The sequence below is a fragment of the Pedobacter sp. PLR genome, assembly GCF_026239675.1.
Taxonomy (GTDB): Bacteria; Bacteroidota; Bacteroidia; order Sphingobacteriales; family Sphingobacteriaceae; genus Pedobacter.
Map to the genome: position 1 here is coordinate 291,258 of NZ_JAPIVQ010000002.1, position 15,858 is coordinate 307,115.

Here is a 15,858-nt window from a genome sequence, read left to right on the forward strand (position 1 = left end):
TATTAGATTTTTATTCCTATGGACCCAAACGAAGAGAAAAAAAACGTTAATAATTTCGCGAAGTATTCTTCGATCAGTTTTCAAATGCTGGCCACAATTGGCGTTTTTGCGTTTGCAGGCTATAAAATTGACGAATACCAGCATACTAAGCAACCGATCTACACTGCTATTTTAGGACTTTTAGGAGTAGTAGTGTCTCTGTATCAGGTTGTAAAACAACTAAATAAAAACTCAAACTGATTATTTAAAGCCGTTGTAAATCCTTACTTTTGTAAAAAAATAGATACTGATTTGAGTTTAACACGGTTTACCCTTTATTATTTAGCGTTTTGCGCCTTTCTCGGTGGCATCGCTTATGCCCTTCCTTCTATATTTCCTGATCAGTTGATCTTAGTACCTAAATTCTGGCTGGTGTTTGGCTTCTTAGCCGGGATCACCTATATCGCTTACGGCGTGGCAGATTTGGGCTTAAAACGCAATCCTGATGTTGGCGTAATGGCCATAATGGGGTCAATTGCACTGAAGATGATTTTCGCCATGGCTTTTGTGCTGATTTACAGCCTTAAGAGCAAGGAAAACGGCTTTGTTTTCGTGCTGAACTTTTTTTCTTTATATTTATTGTTCAGCTTCTTTGAAATATACTGTTTGTTACGTAACTTGCGCCACCAAAATAAAAAGTAAAAATCTGCGAGTAAATGGATTGTAGCCACGTTTTTGAGTTTAAAGTGAAGAGGTTAATTGTTGTTTTTACGCTCTTTTTAGCGTTTTTTTCTGTTACGCCTGCGGCTTTCGCACAGGTTGACACAGCACAAGTAACAGAAGGTTCTCATGCCCAGCCGGCAGCTGAGAAAAAGTTTGACATTGGTAAGTTTGCACTACACCACATTGCGGATTCGCATAGCTGGCATGTAATCGGACATACCTACATCGACCTTCCGGTAATTTTGTACACCAAAGCTGGTGTTGTAAACTTCAGTTCTGCTGATTTCACCACGCTGGAGGACGGAAAAGTTGTTCGCGATGATGAAGCTAAAGTAGTAGTAGAGCGGAAAGGACAACGCTTTGTGAAGATGCACGAGAAAATCTATTATGCATCTGACGTTGCTAATGAGCACGGTCAGTTTGTAAATTTAGATGAGAAGCATCATGCCACAAATGCACGCCCGCTGGATTTGTCGATTACAAAAAATGTGGTCACCTTGTTTATCTCTATTATCATTTTATTAGTTGTGTTCTTAAACGTAGCTAAAGGATATAGAACTAACAAAGGAAAGTCACCAAAAGGAATCCAGTCATGGATGGAGCCGATCATCTTGTTTGTACGTGATGATATCGCTATTCCAAACTTAGGTCATAAATACGAGCGCTTTATGCCGTACTTATTAACCGTGTTTTTCTTTATCTGGTTTAATAACATGTTGGGCTTAGTTCCATTCTTACCTGGTGGTGCCAATTTAACGGGTAACATCGCAGTAACGATGATCCTTGCACTGGCTACGTTCTGCCTGACGGTGTTTAACGGTAATAAATATTACTGGAAACACATCTTTATGCCTGATGTACCATGGTGGATGTATATCGTTATGGTTCCGGTAGAGTTGTTCGGTATCTTTACCAAGCCTATCGCCCTGATGATTCGATTGTTTGCTAACATTACTGCAGGACACATTTTGGTGTTGTCATTAATCTGCCTTGTGTTTGTATTTAACAGTTTATACATTGCGCCAATCTCTATCGCCTTCGCTGTATTTATCGGTGGAATCGAATTGCTGGTGGCATTTATCCAGGCCTTTATTTTTACGATCCTGTCTGCCCTGTTTATCGGTATGGCAATTGAAGATCACCATTAATTAGAATAATTTTTAACAACAATTAATATATAAAATCATGATTACAGGAAGTATTGCTGCAATTGGTGCAGGATTAGCTGCGATTGGCGCTGGTCTAGGTATCGGACGTATTGGTGGTTCAGCTATGGACGGTATTGCTCGTCAACCAGAAGCTGCCTCTAAAATTCAAACTGCAATGTTAATCGCTGCTGCCTTCGTTGAAGCTGTTGCGCTTTTCGCAGTAGTAGTTGCCCTAATGGGTAATGGCTAGAAATTAAACGGTGCCAGATAGCGATATCTGGTACCATTTATTGTTAAAAAAGAACAAAATATTTTATACATATACAGATGGAATTATTATTACCTGAATTCGGCCTAGTTATCTTTCAATCCATTGCTTTCTTATTGCTAATGTTCCTATTGGCAAAATTTGCCTGGAAACCTATTCTTGCAGCAATTAAAGAACGCGAAAAATCGATTGACGAAGCATTAAGCAAAGCTGAATTAGCAAAACAAGAGATGGCTCGTTTAACTTCTCAAAATGAAGAGTTAATGAAATCTGCGCGTGCAGAACGTGACTTGATTTTGAAAGAAGCGAAAATGCTTAAAGATAGTATCATTAATGAAGCAAAAACTTCTGCTCAGACTGAAGGTGCTAAGTTAATTGAGAAAGCTAAGATTGAAATTGAGAATTCAAAGAAAGCTGCTTTAGCAGAATTGAAACACCAGGTTTCTTCTTTATCATTAGATATCGCAGAACGTGTACTGCGTAATCAATTACAGGACAAAGCTACTCAGCAGGATTTAGTTGCTAATCTTTTAAAAGACGTTGAATTAAACTAGTCAGTAGTTTATTTAGCCAAATTAGATAAAAATGTTAGAAAATAAAGCAGCATCGAGATACGCCAAATCAATGATTGACCTTGCTAAAGAGCAGAACTCTTTAGAAGAAATCAAAAATGATATGGTGCTTTTAGATCAGGTGATCGATCAGAATCCAGAATTGGAAGCTATCCTTAATAACCCTATCGTTCCCTTGAATAAGAAAGCCGGAATTTTAGAAGATGTATTTGGAACCAAAGTTAATGTGTTAACCAAAGCCTTCTTTAAACTGGTAGTTAGCAAAGGACGTTCAGCGATCTTATTTGGAATGGCAAAATCCTTTATTCAGCAATACAATGCCATCAAAGGGATTGTTACTGCAGAAGTTACTTCGGCAATCGAGCTGACTGATGCAAACAGAACAGAGATCGTAGCTTTGGTGAAAAAAGAAGCAGGCGCTAATGAAGTTGTGATTAAAGAAAAAGTTAATGACAAACTGATTGGCGGATTTATTTTGAAAGTTGGAGACAAGCAATTTGATGCAAGTATCGCCAGCGGTTTGAATAAACTTAAAAAAGAATTTGCTCAGGGCATTGTTTAACCTGAGTATTTAAAATAGAAGATAACATATACTAAGAAATAATATAAAATTATGGTAGAGGTAAGACCAGACGAAGTATCGGCAATTATCAGGCAACAATTGGCGGGCTTTAAATCAGAAGCAGAACTTGAAGAAGTTGGTACCGTATTGCAGGTGGGTGATGGTATTGCCCGTGTTTATGGTTTAACTAAAGTTCAATCCGGTGAGTTAGTTGAATTTGAAAACGGCTTACAAGGTATTGTTTTGAACCTTGAAGAAGATAATGTTGGTGTGGTTTTATTAGGCCCGTCTGACACGATCAAAGAAGGTGATACGATTAAACGTACTAAGAAAATTGCCTCTATTAAAGTTGGTGAAGGTATGTTAGGTCGTGTAGTTAACACGATGGGTGAGCCAATCGATGGTAAAGGACCAATCATTGGACAGACGTATGAAATGCCTATCGAGCGTAAAGCTCCGGGTGTAATCTACCGTCAGCCGGTTACTGAACCTTTACAAACAGGTATCAAAGCGATTGATGGTATGATTCCAATCGGTCGTGGTCAACGTGAGTTGGTTATTGGTGACCGTCAGATTGGTAAAACTGCGGTTTGTATCGATACTATCATCAACCAAAAAGAATTTTATGAAGCAGGTAACCCTGTTTACTGTATATATGTAGCTTGTGGTCAAAAAGCAAGTACTGTTGCAAACGTAGTACGTACATTAGAAGAAAACGGTGCAATGCCATATACGGTTGTTGTTGCTGCTTCTGCTGCTGAACCTGCTCCATTGCAGTTCTACGCTCCTTTCTCAGGTGCTGCGATCGGTGAATTTTTCCGTGATACAGGTAGACCAGCATTAATTGTTTATGATGATTTGTCTAAACAAGCTGTTGCTTACCGTGAGGTGTCGTTATTACTTCGTCGTCCACCGGGCCGTGAGGCTTATCCTGGTGACGTGTTCTACCTTCACAGTCGTTTGTTAGAGCGTGCTGCAAAGATCAACTCTAACGATGATATCGCACAAGCAATGAATGACCTTCCTGAATCTCTGAAAGGTATCGTTAAAGGTGGTGGTTCATTAACTGCACTTCCTATTATCGAAACTCAGGCTGGTGACGTTTCTGCTTATATCCCTACAAACGTAATTTCGATTACTGACGGACAGATCTTCTTAGAAACTAACTTGTTCAACGCAGGTATTCGTCCGGCTATTAACGTTGGTATCTCGGTATCTCGTGTAGGTGGTAATGCGCAGATCAAATCAATGAAAAAAGTTGCTGGTACTTTGAAATTAGACCAGGCTCAATACCGCGAGTTAGAGGCGTTCTCTAAATTCGGTTCTGACCTTGATGCAGCTACTAAATCTGTACTTGATAAAGGTTCACGTAACGTGGAAATCCTTAAACAAGGTCAGTTCTCACCAGTTACTGTGGAGAAACAAGTAGCAATCATCTACATTGGTACTAAAAACTTAATGCGTTCAGTTCCTATCAATAAAGTAAAGGAATTCGAAGCTGAGTACTTACAACAATTGGAATTACGTCACCCGGAGACTTTAAAAGCTTTAAAAGCTGGTAAATTTGATGATGCAATTACCGGAGTATTGGAAACTGTAGCAAAAGAGCTTTCCAGCAAATACTAAATTACTCTTGACTGAAGAATAAAAAAGAATGGCTAATTTAAAAGAAGTAAGAATTCGTATAACATCGGTGCAATCTACACAGCAGATCACCAAGGCCATGAAAATGGTTTCGGCTGCGAAGTTGAAGCGTGCGACCAATGCGATTGTTCAGCTACGTCCGTATGCTACAAAGTTGAAAGAAATCCTAGGAAATCTTTCAGCGAGCTTAGAAGGATCATCGTCTCCGTATATTCAGGAACGTGAACCAAATAAGGTATTGATTGTAGTGGTTTCTTCTAACCGTGGTTTAGCTGGTGCCTTTAACATGAACGTGATTAAAGAATCCAACAATTTAATCTCGGAAAAATATAGCGAACAATACAAAAAAGGTAACGTGAGTATCGTCGCTATCGGTAAGAAAGCACATGATTTCTACGAGAAACGTGGATACAATGTTATTGGAAATAATCATGAAGTATATGCTGCGCTTACTTTTGAAAATGTAACCAGGATCACCAGTTCGATCATGGAAGGCTTTGAAAAAGGTGAATTTGATAAAGTAGAGTTAGTATACAACAGGTTTAAAAATGCGGCAGTTCAGATCTTAACTACTGAACAGTTATTGCCTCTTCCTAAAACTGAAATTGCCGAAGGTGCAGCAGCTGCTCATGCAGTTGATTACATCATGGAGCCTTCTCAGGAGGAAATCGTATCGCAGTTGATCCCTAAGTCGATCAAAACTCAGGTATACAAAGCAGTATTGGATTCTCATGCTTCTGAGCATGGTGCCCGTATGACTTCAATGGATAAAGCAACTGAAAATGCTGGTGATTTGATTAAAGCGTTAAAGCTTTCTTACAATCAGGCACGTCAGGCTGCAATTACTACAGAGCTTACAGAGATTGTAAGTGGTGCAGCTGCACTAAACGGGTAATACTCCATCAACGTATTAAAGCCCTTATCCACACGGATAAGGGCTTTTTTTATTTAGATTGGTAACGTTTTACGAGAGATTGAAATTTATCCTCCTGTTATATCGCTTTTTGGTTAATTAATATTATTTTTGTGCCATAAATAGAAAACACTATGGAACAGAGACCAAAGCACGATACACCTAGCATGAAAAGAGCTAACGAGACATCCATCTATAAATTAATGGCTGTAGGAATTGTAATTAGCGTTGTAGGCGTTTATTTGCGTTTTGCAGGTGATTCAATGACCTTATCATTGGTGTCATGGGCGATCTTGTTTGTCGGTGCATTCATCGCTTGTAAAGGCGTGTTCAAGATATTGGATGCCTAGTTTTAATTAACTATCATCTCTGAAATCCTCATCAACTCCGGTTGCTGAGGATTTTTTTTTGAGGTCACATTTCCATGACGGGTTAGTTTCTTAGGTTACCTTATCAGCCCCGCTGTATTAAGAAGAAACCTAACTATTGATCCTATGAAGAAGTATATTGTTTATTGCGCTATAGCCCTTTTATTTGCCGCCTGCAAGCAGGGAGACAGGGCTCATCGGGAGGATACTTCAGATGCCGTGAGTAATAACCTCGCAATTTCAGATAGCACGCTGACAGAAAAAATTATCAAGACTGCCGATATGCGCTTTCGCGTTAAAGACGTGCAGCAGACTAAAGTTAAACTCGGCGATCTGATCAAAGCAGAAGGGGGTACCCTGGCCGAATTCTCTATTCACAGCGATGTGTACCAGTCGGAAAAAGTTCGTTATTCCGCCGATTCCTTATTAGAACTGACTTCTTACCGTACTGAAGGTTCGGTAGTAGCCAAAATACCAGCCGATAAATTGGATGAATTTACCAATAAGGTAGCAGGTATGGCCGTATTTGTAGACCAGCAATCTATGAAGCTGGATGATCAAAGCATTTCTTACCTGTCCAATGAATTGAAAAACAAGAACAGGGTAGAAGCCGTAGGTCAGTTAAATAAACACGCCAGTAAGAAAAGCAATAATGTGGAAACTGCCCTGGAGTTAAAGGACAGTTATGTAGACCAGAAAATTGAAAATATGAGGATCAATCAGCGTGTGAAATATAGTGACATCACGCTTTCTTTTTATCAGGATAATACCGTGAAGAAACTGGTGGTAGGCAATGATAATTTATCAGATTACCGTCCTTCATTTTTCAGAAGATTAGGCCTGAATATCCAGAATGGATGGGTGATCTTTATGGAGTTCTTATTGATCCTGGCAAATCTTTGGATGTTGATCCTGGTTGCCGTGGCTGCTTTTATCGCCTACAGGCAATACCGCAAAAGGAGAAAGATCATTGCTTAGTTTTTAACAGCGCTAAAAGTTTAGGTAACATCATTTTTAACAAACATGCCCAATCCGGAAATCCAGATTGGGCATGTTTGTTTTTGAATTATCTGATTTCGATGAATGCTTTCTTATGCTGAATTACTTCAGTCGTTTTTTGTTGTCTTTTGCAAAAGCCTCCCATCCGGAATAAGATTTTCCTGTACCCGAAGTACTCACCCTTTGAAAGGAATGGCAAACGGCTACGGCTAAACCATCGGTCGCATCTAAAAACTGTGGGGTCTCTTTAAATTTAAGTAAAGTTTGTAGCATCGCGGCTACCTGTTCTTTTCCTGCACTTCCGCTACCGGTAATAGATTGTTTGATTTTACGCGGGGCGTATTCCGTGATCGGAATGTCTCTGGATAAGGCTGCTGCCATCGCTACACCTTGCGCACGACCTAATTTCAGCATCACCTGGATGTTTTTACCATAGAAGGGAGCCTCTAGTGCCATCGCGTCTGGTTTATACTCGTCAATCAGGACAATGGTCTTTTCGAAGATGCGTTGAAGTTTTAAGAAATGGTCATCTAAATGGTCCATCCGGACAATCCCCATGGTAATCAATTCGATCTTACTTCCCTTTTCCAATATCACCCCATACCCCATAATCGAAGTGCCCGGATCTATCCCGATGATCACCCTTTCCTTTTTTTCCACCAACATAGAACAATATTAAGCATATTTGCACAGAGTAAAAGCAAAAAAGTTGACATCACAGTACAAAAAAATAGTTTCTTATATTCTTAAAGCCGGAATTGTTCTTTTCGCATTTTGGTTTGTGTATAGCAAACTAACGGAGAACAAGAACCTCCAGGATTTCAAAAACCTGCTTAGTAAACTTCCACAATGGGAAATTGTCTCTGTAATGGGATTTGTCTTGTTTCTGATGTTGGTGAACTGGGGACTGGAAGCCGTAAAATGGCAGAGGTTGATTTCCAGCGTAGAACGGATTAGCCTCTGGAAGGCTGTAGCATCCGTGTTTTGCGGCTTAACCTGGGCGGTATTTACCCCCAACAGGATCGGCGAATATGGTGGACGGGTGTTTTTCCTGTCGCCCAAAAGAAGGGTGATTGGCGTAGTGGCCATGGCGGTTGGTAACATCGGACAAATGGTGCTCACCAATGTATTCGGCGCCATCGCATTCTGTGTTTTCGTATATCGCTTTGTGAAAATAGATCCCTTGCTGTTTTATGCATTGGTCTTCTTTGCATTAATCTTTTGCTTGTTCTTCCTGATATTTTATTTTAACATCAAATGGCTGAATGGACTTTTGCTTTCCATGAAGTTCACCCGAAAATATAAAAAGTTTTATAGCATCCTGGCGAGGTATCAAAAGAAAGAACTGCTGAAAATTCTTTCCCTTTGTTTTTTAAGGTACCTGGTTTTTAGTACACAGTATTTCATCCTGTTTTTCTGGCTGATCCCTAATCTTCATTACATGGAAATTCTGATGATGGTGAGTATTCTGTTCTTTGTGCAGTCTACACTTCCCTCTTTAGATTTATTTGATATTGGAGTGAGGACCGCAACGGCTTCTTATTTCTTTAGCTCGATTACAGATCAGGAAGTCGCAGTGATCGCCTGTACGGCCAGTATCTGGCTGATAAATATTATTATTCCTGCTATATTAGGCACTTATTTCGTATTTAAACTTAACTTTTTTGGAAATTCACAGCGTAGCTAGTTATATCACTTCTATTTTAACGGTCTTATATGTGTTCGTAGTTTTTGCCTTCATCAGAGGCTGGCATAAACTGAGCTATTATCAGCCTGAAAAGCCCGCTTTTAAGACTAAGGTCTCCATTTTGGTGGCCGCCCGTAATGAAGCGGAAAACATTAGTAAAACCCTGGACGATCTTTGCGCGCAGTCTTACGATAAGACGCTCACAGAAATTATATTTATCGACGATCATTCTACCGATAATACCGCCGAAATCATTGAATCGTATGCTTCAAAAGGCGTAAAGCTGATTCGCTTAAATGAAGATCGTGCACTCAATTCTTATAAGAAAAAAGCCATTCAGACGGCCATTGGCCAATCTACCGGCGACCTGATCATTACTACAGATGCCGATTGCAGAATGGGTAAGGACTGGTTGAAAACGATTATTGGTTTTTATGAAGAGAAAGACTATAAAATGATTTCCTCGCCCGTGGCTTATTTTGAAGAGAAGAGCTTCTTTGAACGCGCACAGGCCCTGGAGTTTCTATACCTGATCGGTTTGGGCGCTTCTACCATTGGCAATAAAAAACCTTCTACCTGCAACGGTGCCAATCTGGCTTATGAAAAAGCAGCTTTCTATGAGGTTGGTGGTTTCAAAGGGATCGATGATCTGGCTTCAGGTGATGATGAACTGCTGTTACATAAAATGGCGGCTCGTTATGATAACAACATTGGGTTCTTAAAACATGAGGATGCGGTGGTTTATACGCATGCAAAGGCGACGCTTGGCGAATTTATTCAGCAAAGAAAACGTTGGGCCTCGAAAAGTACACGCTATAAAAATAAGGCGATTATCGTGCTCGGGGTTGCCATCTGGTTGTTCAATGTGAGCATCTTATTAAATATCGCGATTGGCTTATTCATTGGATTCTATTTCAAACTGGCTTTAGCACAGTTGCTGATCAAAATTCTGGTAGAATTTATATTTTTATATCAGGTCACTGGTTTCGCAAAAAGAAGAGAGTTGTTGGTGTTATTGCCGGTACTCAATTTGATGCATATCCTTTATATCGTGTATATTGGGGTAGCAGGGAACTCAGGAAAATACAATTGGAAAGGCAGAATGGTTAAATAATGGAAAACAACAGTAGCCCGTCGAAGGAGGTATGGAAGCGGTTTAAGCAGAACAAACTGGCTTTCTCCGGACTATTGTTTATTTTGTTCCTGATGCTGATCGGGATATTAGGCTACCTGATCACACCAGATCAAACGCCTTTTGCCAATACCATGCACTTGCAACTGAGCAATAAAAAACCTGGCCGGAGCTTTGACTTTCTGATCATCAGCAGAAACCCGGATGTTAAAAAGGTAAGTTTCCTGGAAAAGATGCTATCCGGACAAGAGTCGGATTATAAAAGTATTCCGGTTACTTCTTATCGGGAATCGGGAAATAAGGTCTATGCCTCTGAATATATCGGGGATGACGAACAGGCAGAAGAGTCTGTTTACCCTTTGCTGGAAGGTAAAAACCGGTACAGCCAGACTTTTTGGCTCGGCACAGATATCTATGGCCGGGATTTGCTGAGCAGGCTGATGATTGGCGTTCGCGTTTCGTTATCTGTAGGCCTCATGGCAGTACTCATTTCTCTTTTTATCGGGATTAGTTTAGGGGCTTTAGCCGGTTATTTTGGCGGAAAAACCGACGCATCCATTAGCTGGTTCATGAATGTGATCTGGTCGCTGCCTTCCTTGTTACTGGTGATTGCCATTTCTTTTGCACTAGGTAAAGGTTTCTGGCAGATATTTATCGCCGTTGGCTTATCCACCTGGGTCGATGTGTCCAGATTGGTAAGAGGGCAGGTGATGGCCATGAAACATGTAGAATTTGTGGAAGCCGCAAAGGCACTCGGTTATTCCACGCCACGCATTATCATCAAGCATATGTTGCCCAATATTGCCGGACCGATTCTGGTTCTGGCCTCTGCAAATTTTGCCGCCGCAATTTTATTGGAATCCGGATTGAGCTTTCTTGGATTTGGCGCACAGCCGCCCATGCCCAGCTGGGGAGGTATGATCAAGGAACATTATGGTTACATCATTATGGATGCCGCATACCTCGCTATTTTGCCTGGTTTGGCCATTATGATCACTGTATATGCTTTTAATCTGCTGGCCATCGGTCTGAGGGATGCTTTCGATGTGAAATCTCAGAATATTTCTGTTTAATCCTGAAGCGCAGGTTTTGCGCGGGTAAAAGGAAGGTGATTTCGAATGGCGGAAGGGCTTTAATTTATTAACTTTGTAGGATGCTGTTAAACTGTTACCAGAACGAATTAGTGGAAGCCGGCTGCGATGAAGCAGGTAGAGGCTGTCTTGCAGGCCCTGTATTTGCCGCGGCCGTGATTTTGCCGAAAGATTTTCCTGCCGGTGAACTGAACGACTCTAAAAAACTGAACCATAAACAGCGTGAAGCGTTAAGGATCATCATCGAAAAGGAAGCGATTGCCTGGGCAGTAGCTGAAGTGGACCATGTGGAAATCGATAAGATCAATATCTTAAATGCTTCTTTTTTAGCCATGCACAGGGCGATAGAAAAGTTAGTTGTACAACCGGAGTATCTGGTGATTGATGGTAACCGCTTTAAAACTTATCCGGAAATCCCGCATGCCTGTATCGTAAAAGGGGACGGCAAATACCTGAACATTGCAGCCGCTTCGATCCTTGCGAAAACACATCGGGATGCGTATATGGAGAAAATTGCGAAAGAATATCCGGTTTATCAATGGAAACAAAATAAAGGATATCCTACCATTGTGCATCGTAATGCCGCTTTAGCACACGGCTTATCACCATATCATCGAAAAACATTCAATATTTCAAGACCTCAGCTGGCACTGTTTTCCGAAAGCGAAGGATAATTAGTATTTTCACATACTTTGAAAACACTCATACTCACCAACCGAATACCCTTTCCGCCAAATAGTGGCTATCCGATCGTGGTTTACAATACCATCAAAGGATTGTTGAATTTGGGGGTAGAGATCACTTTGTTTAGTATCAACCCTAAGAAATATCGGGTAGATGTAGAAGATATCGATGATCCTTTATTCGGAAAGATCAAATTTTATTCAGTTGACCTGGATACGGGGGTGAATGTCTATGGGGCTTTACTCAATATTTTTTCCAATCAATCTTATAATGTTTCCCGTTATTATGATGAGGATGCCGCCCGTTTACTAGCTGAGGTATTGAAGGAAAATGATTTTGATATCATCCAGTTTGAAGGACTATTTGTGGTGCCTTACCTGGATGTAGTCAAAGAACACAGCAAGGCGAAAGTGATTTACCGCGCCCATAATATTGAGTTTGATGTCTGGGAGCGCATCGCGATGACAGAAAAATTTACGCCAAGGAGAAGTTACCTTCAATTTCTTGCCCGTCGTTTGAAAGTTTATGAAACAGAACAGATCAATCGTTTTCATCAGGTTTTCGCGATCTCTGAGCAAGACCGGCAAAGTATTTTAAGATTCGGTTCGGCAACAGCACTGGAAGTTTTTCCGGTAGCACTGGACTTTGAAAAGTATGTAACAGATCCTTCGAAAACGAGTTTCCCCACCCTGTTTCATTTGGGTGCAATGGACTGGCGCCCCAATAGAGAAGGACTGGAATGGTTTCTGGATGAAATCTGGCCCGATATTGAGAAGCTAAATTCCGAACTCCGCTTTTATATCGCCGGTAAAAATATGCCAAAACAGTTTTTTGAATACGATTCCGATAACCTCGTGGTAGAAGGGGAGGTCTTTGATGCCGTAGAATTTATCAATTCTAAAGCCATCATGATTGTACCCTTGTTGTCAGGAAGTGGGATGCGCGTGAAAATTATTGAAGGGATGGCCATGAGTAAATGTATCATCGCTACCAGTATGGCTGCCGAGGGTATTCGCTGCGAACATGGAAAAGATATTCTCATCGCGGATACCGCGGATGAGTTTTACCGGGCAATCCTGCAATGTATCACCAATCCTAAAAAATGGAAGGAAATTGGGGAAAACGCAAGGAAAACTGTGGAAAGAGACCATGATGTCAAAATCATCGCTGAAAGAATGCTGAATATCTACCAAAAATTACTTACTGTTTAATTTTTATGTACTTTTGCCCACGTTTTTGGCCGGTTAAAGGGGAATGATGTGTGTAAAGCAACCAAAAACGATAACAAGTCAGCAAGATAACAATACGGATAGAATCCGCCTTTTTAAGGTAAATTCCATCACCATATAATAAAATTATTCCAATGGAAAGGCCATTTTTTTTGCCACTTCATAACCGTTAAAAAACAAAATTATTCTAATGAAAAATACCGCATTAACAGAAAAACACATTTCATTAGGTGCCAAAATGGTACCTTTCGCAGGTTACAATATGCCAGTTCAGTATGAAGGTATCAATGCAGAACACGCGACCGTAAGAGGATCTGTGGGCGTTTTTGACGTAAGTCACATGGGTGAATTCATCGTAAAAGGTGAAAATGCACTGGATCTGATTCAGAGAGTAACCAGCAATGATGCTTCAAAATTATATGACGGTAAAGTACAGTATTCTTGTCTGCCGAATGAAGATGGTGGTATTGTAGACGATTTATTGGTTTACAGAATGGATGAAACTACTTATATGTTAGTAGTGAATGCTTCCAACATTGAGAAAGACTGGAACTGGATTCAGAAATTCAATGATAAAGGTGTAGAAATGCACAATATCTCTGACCAGACTTCTCTTTTAGCGATTCAAGGCCCTAAAGCAGCAGAAGCATTGCAGAGCTTAACAGAGGTAGATCTTGCTTCTATGGAGTACTACAACTTCGTAAAAGGAACTTTTGCAGGTGTTGACAATGTGATCATTTCTGCTACAGGTTACACTGGTGCCGGTGGTTTTGAGATCTATTTCGACAATGCAAATGCAGATGTAATCTGGGATGCTATTTTCGAAGCTGGCGCGCCATTCGGTATTAAGCCAATTGGTTTAGGTGCACGTGATACTTTGCGTTTAGAAATGGGTTTCTGTTTATACGGAAATGACATCGATGATACCACTTCTCCAATTGAAGCAGGATTAGGATGGATTACTAAATTCAGCAAAAAATTCACCAATTCTGAGGCTTTACAAGCACAGAAAGAAGCTGGTGTTGCCCGCAAACTGATCGGTTTTGAAATGATCGACAGAGGTATTCCCCGTCATGATTATGAGATTGTAGATGCAGAAGGAAATGTAACCGGAAGAGTAACTTCAGGTACACAGGCACCATCTTTACAAAAAGCAATCGGTATGGGTTATATCGACAAAGCTTTGGCTAAAGAAGGTACTGAGATCTTTATCAATATCCGTAACAATAAAATTAAAGCGAAAGTGGTAAAATTCCCTTTCACTAAATAATATCAAAAGAGCAATAGAAAACACGATCACTTAGCGACACCTCCATTCCATTACCCATGCAGAAAAGTATAGAAGTTTGTTTAACGCCGGCATTATTAGATCTTTATTCAATAGAAGACCGTATAGTGGTGGTTATTGATGTGCTGAGAGCGACCTCTTCAATGGTCTATGGAATTGACAATGGTGCCAGCGCAATCATCCCTGTTGCACAGGTAGAAGATTGTCTGAATTACGCAAATGAAGGTTTTCTATTGGCTGCAGAGCGAAATGGAGAAGTGGTTGAAGGCTATGACTTCGGCAATTCTCCATTTTCTTATTCCCATGAAAAAGTGAATGGGAAAACAATAGTACTCACCACAACCAATGGGACCAAAGCATTACACCTGGCCAGAAAAAGGGCGCATCAGGTGGTCATCGGGTCATTTTTAAACCTGGAAGCGCTTTGTAACTGGCTTCGCGTACAAGATAAAGGTGTGCTGTTGCTTTGTGCAGGCTGGAAGGATAAATTCAATCTGGAAGATACCCTGTTTGCCGGTGCTGTAGTGCGCGAATTGCGTAAAGATTTTACGCATTTTGACGATTCTTGTGTTGCCGCAGAAGATTTGTATGATCTGGCAAAAGATGATTTGAGAAGCTACCTTCATAAATCTTCGCACAGCCATAGGTTAGCTGAACTTAACATTGAAGAAGATGTAAAATTCTGTCTTCAGCTCAATATCTGTACTGCCATTCCTGTGTTAACCGGGGATAAGCTGGTTGCACTGGAGGCTTAGATTTTAGGGCTCTTGCACGAAAGCATCCTGCTTAAAATTAAGAATCAGTTCCTGCAAACTTTCATTGGTCTTAATGGTTTTTAAGGTCTGCTCATAAGCCAGCCAATAAATGGTTTCTGCCTTTTTCATATCAAAAGTGCTGATATCTCCCATGCCTGTAGGCTCTATAATCGCATTGCAAAATGCTGATTTCTGCTCTGTATCCTTATTTATCGACATCACACCTGCTCTTTTCATGAGTGTAGAGATATTGGTGATGGTATCCACTTTATTTAAATGATTACAGGAAGAACCGATAATATAGTCGCAGTTGCTCATTAAAGGCTCAATCGGGAAGTTGTTCAAAATTCCGCCATCTACGTACATCTGGTTTTCAATTAAGATCGGTCTGAAAATCCCAGGAATACAACTGGAAGCGAGTACTGCCCTGATTAATGGTCCTTCTGTGAAATAAACCAGCTTTCCTTCACTAAAATTGGTTGCGGCAATGGTCAGTGGAATGTTCAGGTTTTCCATACGGTCTACCGGAAGGTGTTCTTGTAACAACTCCTCCACATGCTCAATATTGATCAGTCCGAGGGAACCCAATGCTGGTCGGATAAAACGGAATAGTTTTGCTTTAATAAAGATATCCAACCCGGACTCCGGATCTATTCCCGAAGCAAAAAATGCACCTGCAATGGAACCTGCACTGGTTCCACTGATGTGGCTAAACTTTATCCCTGCATTTTTTAAAGCTTTTAATACACCCAGATGAGCGATGCCTCTGATCCCTCCACCTGATAATACTATTCCTACTTTAACCATACTTTTTTC

Annotated in this window: 19 protein-coding genes; 17 read left to right on the forward strand and 2 right to left on the reverse strand. The window is 40.6% G+C overall.

Annotation, left to right across the window (positions count from 1 at the left end):
• The first annotated feature begins 18 nt into the window (after nt 1-18).
• The 10 genes from OQX61_RS04820 (at nt 19) to OQX61_RS04865 (ending at nt 7,155) form a co-directional block, all read left to right on the forward strand.
• Nucleotides 19-240, forward strand: coding sequence for an AtpZ/AtpI family protein (locus OQX61_RS04820; RefSeq protein WP_265840544.1), 222 nt, complete (start codon nt 19-21; stop codon nt 238-240).
• Nucleotides 241-291: 51 nt separating this feature from the next.
• The gene (locus OQX61_RS04825; RefSeq protein WP_265840545.1) at nt 292-681 is read left to right on the forward strand and encodes a hypothetical protein; all 390 of its coding nucleotides are present in this window, start codon (nt 292-294) and stop codon (nt 679-681) included.
• A 14-nt stretch (nt 682-695) separates the two neighbouring features.
• Nucleotides 696-1,850, forward strand: a complete 1,155-nt coding sequence (gene atpB / locus OQX61_RS04830; RefSeq protein ID WP_265840546.1) for a F0F1 ATP synthase subunit A — start codon at nt 696-698, stop codon at nt 1,848-1,850.
• A gap of 40 nt (nt 1,851-1,890) precedes the next feature.
• Complete coding sequence (gene atpE / locus OQX61_RS04835; protein ID WP_062551197.1) at nt 1,891-2,100, forward strand: ATP synthase F0 subunit C; 210 nt, start codon at nt 1,891-1,893, stop codon at nt 2,098-2,100.
• 77 nt (nt 2,101-2,177) lie between these two features.
• The gene (gene atpF / locus OQX61_RS04840) at nt 2,178-2,672 is read left to right on the forward strand and encodes a F0F1 ATP synthase subunit B (protein WP_265840547.1); all 495 of its coding nucleotides are present in this window, start codon (nt 2,178-2,180) and stop codon (nt 2,670-2,672) included.
• A 31-nt stretch (nt 2,673-2,703) separates the two neighbouring features.
• On the forward strand, nt 2,704-3,252 hold the full coding sequence (atpH, locus tag OQX61_RS04845; protein WP_265840548.1) for an ATP synthase F1 subunit delta: 549 nt from the start codon (nt 2,704-2,706) through the stop codon (nt 3,250-3,252).
• 51 nt (nt 3,253-3,303) lie between these two features.
• Nucleotides 3,304-4,878 carry a F0F1 ATP synthase subunit alpha gene (gene atpA, locus OQX61_RS04850; protein WP_265840549.1) on the forward strand — a complete coding sequence of 525 codons (1,575 nt, stop codon included), beginning with the start codon at nt 3,304-3,306 and terminating at the stop codon, nt 4,876-4,878.
• 28 nt (nt 4,879-4,906) lie between these two features.
• The gene (gene atpG / locus OQX61_RS04855) at nt 4,907-5,791 is read left to right on the forward strand and encodes an ATP synthase F1 subunit gamma (RefSeq protein ID WP_265840550.1); all 885 of its coding nucleotides are present in this window, start codon (nt 4,907-4,909) and stop codon (nt 5,789-5,791) included.
• A 152-nt stretch (nt 5,792-5,943) separates the two neighbouring features.
• Nucleotides 5,944-6,159, forward strand: coding sequence for a hypothetical protein (locus OQX61_RS04860; protein WP_265840551.1), 216 nt, complete (start codon nt 5,944-5,946; stop codon nt 6,157-6,159).
• A 144-nt stretch (nt 6,160-6,303) separates the two neighbouring features.
• Nucleotides 6,304-7,155 carry a DUF4349 domain-containing protein gene (locus tag OQX61_RS04865; protein ID WP_265840552.1) on the forward strand — a complete coding sequence of 284 codons (852 nt, stop codon included), beginning with the start codon at nt 6,304-6,306 and terminating at the stop codon, nt 7,153-7,155.
• 123 nt (nt 7,156-7,278) lie between these two features.
• Here OQX61_RS04865 and ruvC read toward each other — a convergent pair whose 3' ends face one another.
• Nucleotides 7,279-7,842 (reverse strand): crossover junction endodeoxyribonuclease RuvC, encoded by a 564-nt coding sequence (ruvC, locus tag OQX61_RS04870; protein ID WP_265840553.1) that lies wholly within the window; start codon nt 7,840-7,842, stop codon nt 7,279-7,281.
• Nucleotides 7,843-7,885: 43 nt separating this feature from the next.
• Here ruvC and OQX61_RS04875 point away from each other — a divergent pair, with 43 nt between their 5' ends.
• The 7 genes from OQX61_RS04875 (at nt 7,886) to OQX61_RS04905 (ending at nt 15,042) form a co-directional block, all read left to right on the forward strand.
• Nucleotides 7,886-8,863, forward strand: coding sequence for a lysylphosphatidylglycerol synthase domain-containing protein (locus OQX61_RS04875; protein ID WP_265840554.1), 978 nt, complete (start codon nt 7,886-7,888; stop codon nt 8,861-8,863).
• Nucleotides 8,841-9,977 (forward strand): glycosyltransferase, encoded by a 1,137-nt coding sequence (locus OQX61_RS04880; protein WP_265840555.1) that lies wholly within the window; start codon nt 8,841-8,843, stop codon nt 9,975-9,977. Before OQX61_RS04875 ends, OQX61_RS04880 begins: the two co-directional genes overlap by 23 nt.
• The gene (locus OQX61_RS04885; RefSeq protein WP_265840556.1) at nt 9,977-11,068 is read left to right on the forward strand and encodes an ABC transporter permease; all 1,092 of its coding nucleotides are present in this window, start codon (nt 9,977-9,979) and stop codon (nt 11,066-11,068) included. The genes OQX61_RS04880 and OQX61_RS04885 overlap by 1 nt, the downstream gene beginning before the upstream one ends.
• An 80-nt stretch (nt 11,069-11,148) precedes the next feature.
• Nucleotides 11,149-11,760 (forward strand): ribonuclease HII, encoded by a 612-nt coding sequence (locus OQX61_RS04890; RefSeq protein WP_265840557.1) that lies wholly within the window; start codon nt 11,149-11,151, stop codon nt 11,758-11,760.
• Nucleotides 11,761-11,778: 18 nt separating this feature from the next.
• On the forward strand, nt 11,779-12,981 hold the full coding sequence (locus tag OQX61_RS04895) for a glycosyltransferase (protein WP_265840558.1): 1,203 nt from the start codon (nt 11,779-11,781) through the stop codon (nt 12,979-12,981).
• A 208-nt stretch (nt 12,982-13,189) separates the two neighbouring features.
• Nucleotides 13,190-14,269, forward strand: coding sequence for a glycine cleavage system aminomethyltransferase GcvT (gene gcvT / locus OQX61_RS04900; RefSeq protein WP_265840559.1), 1,080 nt, complete (start codon nt 13,190-13,192; stop codon nt 14,267-14,269).
• A 56-nt stretch (nt 14,270-14,325) separates the two neighbouring features.
• Nucleotides 14,326-15,042 carry a 2-phosphosulfolactate phosphatase gene (locus OQX61_RS04905; protein WP_265840560.1) on the forward strand — a complete coding sequence of 239 codons (717 nt, stop codon included), beginning with the start codon at nt 14,326-14,328 and terminating at the stop codon, nt 15,040-15,042.
• Between the two features lie 3 nt (nt 15,043-15,045).
• On the opposite strand, the gene OQX61_RS04910 is transcribed toward OQX61_RS04905, so the two are convergent.
• On the reverse strand, nt 15,046-15,849 hold the full coding sequence (locus OQX61_RS04910) for a patatin-like phospholipase family protein (RefSeq protein WP_265840561.1): 804 nt from the start codon (nt 15,847-15,849) through the stop codon (nt 15,046-15,048).
• Between the last annotated feature and the right edge of the window lie 9 nt (nt 15,850-15,858).